The 10,805-nt window shown below is 55.2% G+C and carries 6 protein-coding genes; 2 read left to right on the top strand and 4 right to left on the bottom strand.

The genetic code is table 11. From position 1 onward, the window contains the following. Positions 1-2,531 (top strand): SDR family NAD(P)-dependent oxidoreductase (locus RBR60_RS15135; RefSeq protein WP_320358308.1); only part of this gene is annotated, 2,531 nt, incomplete at its 5' end. A 117-nt stretch (positions 2,532-2,648) separates the two neighbouring features. Here RBR60_RS15135 and RBR60_RS15130 read toward each other — a convergent pair. Both RBR60_RS15130 and RBR60_RS15125 read right to left on the bottom strand, forming a co-directional pair. After that, the gene (locus RBR60_RS15130) at positions 2,649-4,031 is read right to left on the bottom strand and encodes a four helix bundle suffix domain-containing protein (RefSeq protein WP_320358306.1); all 1,383 of its coding nucleotides are present in this window, start codon (positions 4,029-4,031) and stop codon (positions 2,649-2,651) included. Between the two features lie 221 nt (positions 4,032-4,252). Then, positions 4,253-6,346 (bottom strand): serine hydrolase domain-containing protein, encoded by a 2,094-nt coding sequence (locus tag RBR60_RS15125; RefSeq protein WP_320358304.1) that lies wholly within the window; start codon positions 6,344-6,346, stop codon positions 4,253-4,255. A 314-nt stretch (positions 6,347-6,660) separates the two neighbouring features. On the opposite strand from RBR60_RS15125, the gene RBR60_RS15120 reads away from it, so the two are divergent. Beyond that, positions 6,661-7,428 carry a 4'-phosphopantetheinyl transferase family protein gene (locus RBR60_RS15120; protein WP_320358302.1) on the top strand — a complete coding sequence of 256 codons (768 nt, stop codon included), beginning with the start codon at positions 6,661-6,663 and terminating at the stop codon, positions 7,426-7,428. A gap of 134 nt (positions 7,429-7,562) precedes the next feature. On the opposite strand, the gene RBR60_RS15115 is transcribed toward RBR60_RS15120, so the two are convergent. Then, entirely contained in the window at positions 7,563-8,834 is a 1,272-nt protein-coding gene (locus RBR60_RS15115) for a TolC family protein (protein ID WP_320358300.1), read from the bottom strand. A 237-nt stretch (positions 8,835-9,071) separates the two neighbouring features. Next, positions 9,072-10,805 (bottom strand): efflux RND transporter permease subunit (locus RBR60_RS15110; protein WP_320358298.1); only part of this gene is annotated, 1,734 nt, incomplete at its 5' end.

The raw sequence follows: 10,805 nt of genomic DNA, 5'->3' as shown, positions 1-10,805 counted from the left end.
TTGCGGAATCTCCCGGAAGCGAAGACGAGTCTTCTCTTCTTCCGGCAGACCCCGGCCACAGTGAAAAAGGACTTTTCCGTTTTGTGCCGGATGTACGCAAAGCTCCTGCGGAAGCAGGCCCCCGTTTTGGCATTTCCGGCCGCAAGGTGCTGGTGACCTTAGACGATCAGGGCCTTGCCGCACCGGTAGTGGAAGCCCTTGAAGCCGCCGGTGCCGTGATTCTCACCGCAGGCCGGGACAGGGGCGATTATCTCCTTGAAGACCGGGATGCGGAAAAAAGCGCCCTGCTCTTTGGGGAAATTGCCAAAGAGCATCCGGATCTCTGCGGCCTTGTGCTGCTCCACCCCTTGAATACGGAGGTGCCAGAAGGCCGTGAGCGCATGCCCGCCGCCCTCTTTACCGCCATCCATGCCCTGCGGGAGTCTTTAAACCGGCAGGGAGCCTTCATTGCCATGCCCGCCTTCCAGTCCGTGATCTTTCCCACGGCCATGGGCATCCGGGAAGGCGAGATGCGTCCGGATCCGGTGCAGGCGGCCTTTTCCGGTTTTCTGAAGAGCCTTGCCCGGGAATTCCCCCATACCCGCATCAAGGTTACGGATTTCGGGGACAGGCGCTTTGATGCCCCCTCCATGGCCAGCCGCTTTGTGAAGGAACTCCTCACCGGCGATGGCCGGGTGGAAACGGGCTTTGTGGGAGAAACCCGCTTCCTGCCCACCCTCCTTGAAAAAAAGACTCAGGGGCAGAAGAACATCCTTTCCGGCTGCACCGTCCTTGTCACCGGCGGGGCAGGGGGCATCACCTTTGAGATGGTGAAGGCCCTTGCGGAGGAAGAAAAGGATGTGGCCTTTATCCTTGTGGGCCGTTCGGATTTAAAGGATCTCACTCCGGATACGGCAGGGCTTTCCTTAAAGGATCTCATGGCCCGTCTGGCGGAGAAGATGCCGGGGCTGTCTCCCCTGCACCTGAAAAAAACCGCAGAACGCATGCAGGGCCTGCACCGCACGGCGGAGCGTCTTCGTCTTCTGGAGGAAAAGGGCGTTTCCGTACGCTATGTGTCTGCGGACGTGACGGATGCTGCCGCCGTTCAGAAACTGGCCGAAAGCTTCCCGGAGGTGGATGCCATCATCCACGGGGCCGGTGTGGAGGAATCCCAGGTCTTTGACAAGAAAACTCTGGATTCCTTCCTCCGGGTCTTCACGCCCAAGGTCAGGGGCATGGCCCATCTGCTGGCAGCCTTCTCCGGCCATGATCTGAAGGCTATTTTCGCCTTTTCCTCGGTCACGGCCCGCTTTGGCAATGCCGGTCAGTGTGACTACACCGCAGCCAACGACATGCTGGGCAAGATGGTGCTGGCGGAACAGGTGAAGCGGCCCCACTGCGTCACCAAGGTGCTGGCCTGGACAGCCTGGGAAGGCACGGGCATGGCCACACGGGGCTCGGTGAAAACTGTTCTGGAAAGCCGGGGCCTCACCTTCCTGCCCTTAGATGCGGGAATCCGCTTCTTCCTTGGGGAGTGCCGCAGCCCCGAACCCTGCGAGGCCGTGTTCACGGGCAAAGACCGGGCCTTTGATCCCGATGGCCTGTTGCCCCTTGCCGGTCAGGGGCCGGTGCTGGATGCCTTTCTGGATGCAGGGCTGGAGCCGGATGGCAAAACGGCCCGCTTTGTCCGTACCCTGACCCTGGAGCGGGATCTTTTCCTCAAAGATCACAGCCTGGACGGCGTTCCCCTTTTTCTCGGAGCCACGGGCCTTGAAACCCTGGCCGAGGCGGCCCTTCAGGTGAGCGGCAGGCGCTATGTGACGGAAATCGAGGAATTTTCCATTCCCTATGGGATCAAGCTCTTAAAAAACCGTCCCAAACGGCTGGAAATCCGGGCCAAAGGTCCTGAAGCGGATAGCGTGACTGTAGAAATGCTCTCTTCCTTCACACGGCCCGGTTCTTCGGAAAGCACGGAAACCCTGCACTATACGGGCAGGGTGCAGACCGCGGATCTGCGGCCCGGCGTGCAGCTCATGGCCATTCCCGATCTGCCGGGCCTGCGCCACAAGGGCAGCCTCGGGGATCTCATCTACCGGCCCACGCGGCTTTTCATGGACGGGGTCTTCCGCAGCATTGAGTCCGTGGCGGGCTTTGACGGCAGGCAGCTTGTTACCCTGATGCGGGATCCGGGGCAGGGCTTTTTCTTTGCCGGTGTCAAGGGGCCGGATTTCAGAATCCCTGTGGTGCTGCTGGATGCCATGTTCCAGACCGGAGGCCTGTTCAACATGCTGGGAAAAGGCACGCCTGTGCTGCCCTCTTCGTTCAGCCGCATGCGGATTTTTGACATGCCCGAAGCCCGCACGGCCTATGTCTGCGTGACGGAGAAAAAGGCGGAACTGGAAAAGACGGATCTCTTTGACATGGCCCTTGTGGATGCCAACGGCCGCCTCATGGTGCGGGTGGAGGATTTTCAGATGATCCGTATTCCTGCGGCGGCGGGGTTCTCCCTGGAAGGGGAGGTGGAGGCCTTTGGGGTGAAGAAGGTTTCGTAGGGTAAGGGCTTTAAGGTTCTTTGGGTCTTTAAGGACCTTAAGGACCCTAAAGACCTTAAGGACCTTAGCAGTAAAAAAAAGGGGGCAGGCCCGGCACACCGTAAAACCCGCCCCTTTTCATTTTAAATGCGCATCTCCTGTCTTAGACCTGCCCCCACCATTGCGACGGGCTTGCAGCCGCATGCGTGTCATCCTCTCCCGCATGCCACCTTCCTTCAGAAAGGCTTCCTCAAGGGCTTTGAGCTGCCTGAAAAGCAGGTAGTCGTTCTGTTTGATGAGTACAATGGCCATGTTGGCAATGGTTTCGGGCGGCCTTGTTTTTACCATCTGCATGAAAAAAGCACTGTCGTTGTGGCTGCGTCCCAGCTTTCGCATGGCTGCCAGCTCCACGGAATCGTCTTCCCACTGCCGATGCCCGCGGGTTCTCAGAAAATCCTCATAGTCCATGAGCAGCTCCTGAAGGCTTGCTTTGGCAACATTGATGAGCTTGATTTCCATTTCCCCGGATGTGGCAGATGCCGCTGAGCCTTCTGCAATATTCTGTTTTCCGGAACGGGCTGCCTGCACCATCTGATCGATGGTGCGGTCTCCGCGCCTTAGAAAATTTGTGCAAAAGTAGTAGGTTATATCATAGATTGCCTCTGCTTTTCTGTAGGTGATCAGCTTTTTGAAATTGCCTTTGCGGGGAATCAGTTGCTCTTTTTCAGGGACTTCAGACCTGTGGCCCGAAACAAAGGATGCCACCGCATCAAGAACTTCCCAGGTCTTTTCCCTGTGGGGCATATGACCGCAGGCAGGAAGAATCCGCATCTTGGAAATCCCTCCGCTCTTTTTCGCAATAAACTCAGGAAAAGCCCTGGAGCCGTACTCATCCTGATCGCCATGGATAGCCAGCACAGGGCAGAACACCTTGCCAATGTACGGGGCGAGACTCCAGCTTCTGAATTCTTCAGAAAGCCACACATCGGTCCAGGCCCTGAACACCCATGCCGCCTTGCTGCCATGCCATTTGGCAAGGCGTTCAGGCTGCCCTGGTTTTTTAAAGGCTTCCATGGCCGCTTCAATGCCCTTTCGTGTGCGATCCTCCACAAAAGCCTGGGAGGCCAGGGTCACCACAGCCCGACATTCTTTGTCCTGGGCTGCAATGGCAATGGCCATGGCTCCTCCCACGCTGTGGCCGAGAAGAAGATAGTCTGAAAGGCAGAAAGCCGATTTCAACAGGGGAAAATAATGGGTGGCCTCCTCTTCAATGAAATTCAGCGAAGGGCTTTTCTGGCGGGCGGAAGAACGTCCGAATCCATGGCGATCATAGGCAATGACGGGGCAGGAAAGACGATCTGCAAGGATTTCCGGAAAATCCCGCCACAGCGCCACGCACCCCAGAGAGTCATGGAGCAGGACAAGGGGAATGGGAAAAAGGCATTTTTCCGGGAGCCATTTTTTCGCATAGAGATGTCCGTTTTCAGGAATTTCAATGCGGTATTCTTCCACAGAGTCCATGCTTTAAGCCTTTCTTTGGATCTGATTTCATGGTTCACGCCTCTCCGCAAAGCTTACCTTCACCGGATATGAGGGGGCTTCTCCCCAATGGCCACGCCATACACGGTACGGCCAACCTATTAAAATCCCTGACGTTTTCTCAGGGCAGCCTCCATGAAGCAGGAAGTCAGCTCCAGAGCTGTCTTTGGGTAGATTGGGCAGGTCTTGCAGAACGATTCCGCTTAGCGCAGGCTTAAGCCCATGATTTTTCCACTTTCCGCATAAAAACCCAGATAATACGGCCCTCTTCCGGGGTCGAGCGCAATATCCGCCGGACCGTCTCCCATATCCTGTTGCTCAAAGATCTGATCAAAAAGCCGCCACCGCCCGGTATCTGCAAGATCAATGGAAAGAAAACTCTCCTTGGCCTCCGTTTCCAGACGAATCCAGCGAGTCATGCCCTCTTCTGTCACGCGCAGGGAAGTCTGTCCGCCCTTTTGCAGAGATTCAAGGGAATCCAGTGGGCGATAGAGAGTGCCCGCATATCTGAACCATTCTTCACCGTTTCGGTACACCATCTCCAGATCAGACAGGTCCCTGCCCAGGGCCATGGGAATCAGAAGGCTCATATCCGCCCGATGTCCCGCCTGATCCGGCATCAGAGGCTGCCATGCCCCATTGCCCACAGCAAAAACATAGCCAGGCAGCTCTTCCAGCATTTCAAGGCGATATGCGGGAGACAGACCATAATAAAAGAAATAGAAAAAACCTGGCTCATCCGCAGCCAACCAGGTTCTGCCAGTCCTTTTCCGCCAGGCTTCCGAAGGCAGAATCTCTTTTTTCAGCTGCTCCGCCAGGGGGATTTCTGTGGAATAATATCCCGCATCACTTCTGATCACCATATACCGCCTGGAATCCGCCTCCTGAAACCCGATTGCAGGGCTGCCATGCGGATCTGAAACAAACCAGCCATCCTCATGGTAACGCAGGCCTCCAAGATAGGTTTTCCATTCACTGCCAGCTCTGATCTCCACGTCTATGCTGTCTGCTGAAAGCGCTTTAACCCTGAAAACATTGCTGTAATTGGCATACGGACCTGCAATGGCGTCCATCAGACCTTCTTCTGGCGTAAGGGGCTGTATCCCAGAGGCCGCCTTTTTTTCGGGCAGACGGGAAAGACGGCCTTTTTCCACAAGACCTGTCAGAATGATCTTTTCAGCCATAGCCCCCAGAGAAGCCTGGGCTGCATTGGCGGACAAAATGGCCAGCCCCAGTTTTTCTTCCGGCAACACCCAGAACTCGGAACGATAGGAAGAGGTGCCTCCGTTTTTGGTCAAGGCCCGGATGCCGAGACTACCGGGGCCGGGATGGGCCACATTATCCCAGCCGAGGCCAAAGGCCAGATAGTCCGTATCCACAAGCCTGAAGGTATTTTTTGTCCGGTTCTGCTCCATCTTTTGCAGGGCCTCGGAAGAAAAAAAAGGTTTTCCGTTCACAAGCCCCCTTGCCATGATCATGGCTGCAAAGCGGCTTAAGTCAGAAACCGTGGAATACAGTCCTCCGGCCCCATGGAGGTTAACACTTTCCATGGGGAGGGCAGTTCCCCCTATCACAGAGGCGGCATAGGAACCTTCAGGAAAAGCCCTGAGCGTATAGCGGCTTTTATCCATCCCCAAAGGCGCAAGAAGCTCTTTTTCCACATAAGCGGTAAAAGCCATGCCTGTCACCGCTTCCACCACAAGCTCGGCCACAGTGAAGCCATCATTGCAGTAAACATGCATGTACCCTGGCCGATGTTTCAGGCGGCTCTGGCGTATGCTTTCATAAGCTTCAGGCCGATAAGCCGCCCAGGGCGTATCCGTAAATCCTCCCCTGTAATGGGAACCGCTCAGGCCTGAGCCATGATCCAGAAGCATGGCCACAGTCATTTCCTCATATTCCGGCGAAGCCATCACAAAATCAGGCAGATAGTGGCCTACAGGAGCATCCGGATCCAGCCGTCCCGCATCAGCAAGCTTCATCACAGCCGCAGCCGTAAAAACCTTGCTCACGGAACCGATGGCAAACAGGGTCTCACTGTTCACAGGAATTTTCTTTTCAGGATCCGCCATTCCCTTTGAAAGGGTCCAGAGAATTTCCTCTTCAGAAAAAAGAGCAATGGAGAATACCGCATCCCTGTCCTTTTCCAGTGCTTCCTCCACGGCCAGTTCTGCCGTTTTCAAAGACAGATATGGCTCGGGGGAACCGCCGCTGCAAGACAGGATCAAAAGAGCGAAGAGCAGACAGAAAAATTCCGGCCTGAATTTTTTTAACGAATGTTTTTTTCTGAATACCATGGGCTTTCTCCTGTTTTCAGTTTTGGATACGCCATATCAAACAGACTTTTTCACGTGATCTGGGCGTCCAGACGATAGCGGTTACTGTCTGAACCCGCACCGCGAAAAAACCTTCGGACCCAGAACCTGACAGGCCCTTTTTTTCATGCTCCAGAAAAACGGCAGGGGGGTATGCAGGAAAAAAACGCGTTTTACCTTGACGCAAAGGCCTGGGTTGGCCATGTATCCACAGGCCAGCATCCCTTGACAAAGCTGACTGTTACGGCAAAAGCCTCCCTTCCCACCCTGAACCTGTCATAAGAAGAATACAGCCTATGAAATCCGGAAATTTTTGGCAAGCCGATCCACCTCTTCTGCGCTTCTCTTCTTTTCCCTTCCAGCTTGAAACCATTCCCGTGGCCCTCTATCTCATCTCTATTCCGGAAGTGTTGACAAGGCTTTTTCCCGAAGAGGGAAGTTGGGATACACTTAAAACGAAAAAAGCCCTTTTTCTTTCTGAAGAGCACTTTCCTAAGGGGTTTTCGGAAAAAGAAAAAGCCCGTTTTCATGGTTTTGCCGTTGCCAAGAGGCAGATGGAGTGGCTCTGCGGTCGCATGGCTGTGAAAGAGCTGGTGCGGACCTTTCTGGGAGATACCAGAACAGGAGCTGGCATAGCCGTGGAGAATACGGAAAAAGGGGTTCCTTTTCTGCCGGATTTTCCCGAATATGCCCTTTCCATCAGCCATGGCGGCGATCTGGCCGTGGCGGGCATGGTCCTTGAAAAAGGGGGGAGGCTGGGTCTGGATCTGGAGCCGGACAGAAAGCGGGACACGGAAGCTTTAAGGCGCATGGCTTTTTCCGAAGAGGAATGGGCCTTTCTTTCCGGAAAGCCGGAGCGGGAGATTCTCCGGCACTGGACTTTAAAGGAGGCCGGGCTCAAGCTTGTGGGCCAGGGTTTTCATCTGCCCCTGAAAAAGCTTGAAATTCTGCCGGGAGGGATGCGGGTTCACGGAAAGGATGTGGCAGGTGTCTCCTGCTGGACAGCGGATATCGAAGGGGGACATCTTCTGAGTCTTCTGTACGGGAAGGTGGAGAACAGGTAAGAGCGCAGCGGAACCATATGGCAAAGAAATCCGCTTCTCCTCAATTCTCCCCTTCGCGCTTTTTTCATTGAAGAAACGCGAAGGGGATAGGCCTTTCCGGATGCATTGAATCCCATGAAAGGGCAAGCCTTCCGTTATTCTTGCCCAAGCCCCGCCACGAGATGGTGCACCCGGAGGGTGGTTTCCTGACAGGCGGTCCGGGCTGTGATGCGGTTCGCCCAGGCCCTGGAAAGGTAGGCAATGGCATCCAGAAGATCTGTGGTGGTGGATACCCCTTCCCTGTAGCTGTACTCCGTAACCCTGAGATGTTCTTCGGCCTCATCCATACCGGCCTCAGCCACACGGAGGTTATTTTCAGCAACTTCTGCATCCAGAAGCAGGTTTTTGAGCTGCACATCCAGATTATTGAGAGTTTCTCGCCTTTCGTGTTCAATGCGGCGGGTCTCAAGGCGGCTTTTCTGGACCAGAGCCGGTTTTCTCATGCCGTCAAAGAGATTCACGGACAAGGAAAGGGTCAGCCGGGTTTCATCTTCCACATTGTCGGAAATTTGGTAGTTATCAGCGGACTGCCCATGGGAAAGGGCGAGATCCGCTCTGGGCAGATAGGCACTTTGGGCCACCCGCACGCTGTCTTCCGCCATGGCTTTCGTCAGATCCAGAATTTTCAGCTCGCTGTGGCGCTGCCGCATCTGTTCTGAAAGAAGGCGGACATCCTCCAGCCGGGGCAGGTTCTGAAAGTCTGAAAAATCCAGATCCGAAAGGGTGAGGATAAGGCCCGATGTGCGGGAAAGCTGGTTCATGGCTTTGTTCACAGCAGCATCCGCCCTTGTCCACGCCTGTTCCGCGTCATCCAGAACCACCTTGATTTTGAGATAATCCGCCCTTCGGATCACCCCTACCCCATGGCGGGTTCCGGCCTGCTCATACTCTTTTTGGTACAGCTTGCGTGTGCTGTCTGCCACTTCCCTTTCGGCCAGTGCCTGATACACACCGAGAAAGGCCAAGGCCGTTTCCAGACGCACATCCTGTCGCAACCCCTCCATGAGGGCCTCTTGTACTTCCACCTTCCTTCTCGCCGTATCCAGAGTGGCCCGATCCCCGAAACCCGCAAAAAGATTCCAGCGAGCGGCGATTTTCCAGGAAGCATTCTCCTCATTTTCAAATAGGGTGCTGTCTTCAAGACGATTGGCCGTGTAGCTGGCATCCACGCCGGGCATGAAAGCGGCCCGGCTTTCCCGCACCCCTTCTTCGGCCTGACGGCGGGAAATCTCATACATTCGTAGAATATCCCGATTGGAAAGGGAGGCTTCCATAATCCGGCCAAGGTCGTAGCTGCTGGCGGTCGCCATCCCCGGAAGAAGCAGGGAGAGCAGGATCAGGACGGCCCCTGTCTGAATCATTTTCATATTGGATCCTTTGGCGTGGCAGAAACCATTTTTTCTGCCCTTTGGGTTATTGAATGACTGGAAGAGGGTTTCAGGCTGTTTCCGGGGCGGATGCTGCCCGAATGCTCCCTCCCCCCCGGCCCTTCTCCCGGTGGGAGAGGGGAGGAAAAAACCTGTAGACGGCTTTTCCGCTTCAGGAAAGAAACGATGGCCGGTAAGGAAAAATGTCCTTGAAAACAAAAGCATATGACCTTTCGGCTACGGGATTTCAATGCGGTACAGCAGCGTAAACAGTACCGGAACCACCATGAGGGTTAAAACCGTTGCAACCAGAAGGCCGGACATGATGGTAACGGCCATGGAACTGAACAGGGGGTCCGACAAAAGGGGGATCATACCCAGAATGGTGGTGAGGGCAGCCATGGTCACGGGTCTGAGGCGGCTCAGGGAGGCATCCATCACTGCCAGAAGGGGTGCTTTGCCTGCGGCCATTTCCAGCTGAATCTGATCCAGAAGCACCACGGCGTTCTTGATGAGCATGCCAATGAGGCTATATGCGCCGAGTATGGCAAGAAAACCGAAAGTTTCCTGGGTTACAAGAAGACCGAAGGCAATTCCGATGACGGAAAGGGGAAGGGTCAGCATGATGATCAGAAGGGGCCGGAGCTGCCCGAAGAGCAGCACAAGGATACAGGCCATGAGAAAAAGGGATAAGGGCAGATACTTGTTGGTGCTTTCCTGCCCTTTGACGGACAGGTCGTAGTCCCCCGCCCATTCCAGTCTGTAGCCGGGAGGAAGTGGGATGGCCTCGATGGCCGGTGCGATGTCCTTTCTCAGGCTTTCTCCGGTGATATCCATGGGGTCGCACTGGGCCTTAATGGCCCTTGTGCGGTCAATTCTGCGAATCACAGGATTTTCCCACTGAATGGTCATCTCCTCTGTCACCTGACGCAGGGGGCGGGACTCTGTGTCCCTGCCCCATACCGGGATGCCTTCCAGAGAAGCATCCGGAGAGGCGATGGTTTTTAAGAGAATGGGCAGGATGTCATTTCCGTCCCGGAAGCCACCCATGGGTTCTCCGTCCGTGCGGCGGAGCATGGAGGCTCCGAGATCCGACCGCTCCACGCCCGTCATGCGGCCTTCTGTCTGATTGAAGGAAGAGGATAAAACCGGAACCCGGTTGCGCCAGTCGTCCCGCACATCATAGGCATTGGGGTGGGCTTCCATGATACCTTTTGCCTGATCAGCCAGATCCCTGAGAATGGCCGGGTCAGGCCCCGTAAAGCGGGCTTCCACCTTGAAATCAACGGGTGGGCCGGAGCGATATAGCCGGATTCTGGGTGCAGCATCCGCAATGTTCTCGTTGAACCATGTGTATAAATTTGTCCGGATTGCGGGAATTTCCCTGTAATCCTTCACCTGAACAAGAAAGTGACCATAGTGTTCCGTGGCGGGTTCGGGATTCTGGGAAGCTTCGTACCGAACGGGTCCGGAGCCGATGAAACCCGCAAAGCTTTCAATCTCCGGTAGGGTGGTGAGGTGCTGTTCCAGACGCCCCATTTCATGGGCAAGCGTTTCGGTGCGGGTGCCATCGGGCATCCAGAAGTCTATCATGAACATGTCTCGGTCAGAGTCGGCAAAAAAATTCTGGGGCACATGCTGGAAGGCCACAAGGGAGGACAGGAGAACCCCCGTCATGGTGATCAGGGTCAGGAAACGGTGGCGGAGGCAGAAAAAAAGAAATTTTCTGTAGAGTCTGTATCCCCTGGGCTCAGGGGTCTCTGTCTCCCCGTTTTTCAGTGATGCAGGGGCAGGCGTTTTTAAAAACTGGTGGCAAAAGGCAGGGGTCTGGGTAATGGCCAGCACCCAGCTTGCCAATAAAGCAATGACCACCACCTGAAAGAGGCTGGCACAATATTCCCCTGTATTGGAGGGAGCCATGTAAATGGGAAAAAAAGCCAGTACCGCAATGATCGTGGCACCAAGAAGGGG

Origin of the sequence: Desulfobotulus sp. (assembly GCF_034006065.1) — a bacterium.
Taxonomy (GTDB): domain Bacteria; phylum Desulfobacterota; class Desulfobacteria; order Desulfobacterales; family ASO4-4; genus Desulfobotulus.
Note: the sequence above shows the minus strand (reverse complement) of the source record. Positions and strands in the feature narration are given on the sequence as shown.

Excerpts from the sequence above, each read along its gene's own strand:
- RBR60_RS15130 (WP_320358306.1), bottom strand. The coding sequence starts at position 4,031 with ATGGACTCTGTGGAAGAATACCGCATTGAAATTCCTGAAAACGGACAT.
- RBR60_RS15125 (WP_320358304.1), bottom strand. The coding sequence starts at position 6,346 with ATGGTATTCAGAAAAAAACATTCGTTAAAAAAATTCAGGCCGGAATTT.
- RBR60_RS15120 (WP_320358302.1), top strand. The coding sequence starts at position 6,661 with ATGAAATCCGGAAATTTTTGGCAAGCCGATCCACCTCTTCTGCGCTTC.
- RBR60_RS15115 (WP_320358300.1), bottom strand. The coding sequence starts at position 8,834 with ATGAAAATGATTCAGACAGGGGCCGTCCTGATCCTGCTCTCCCTGCTT.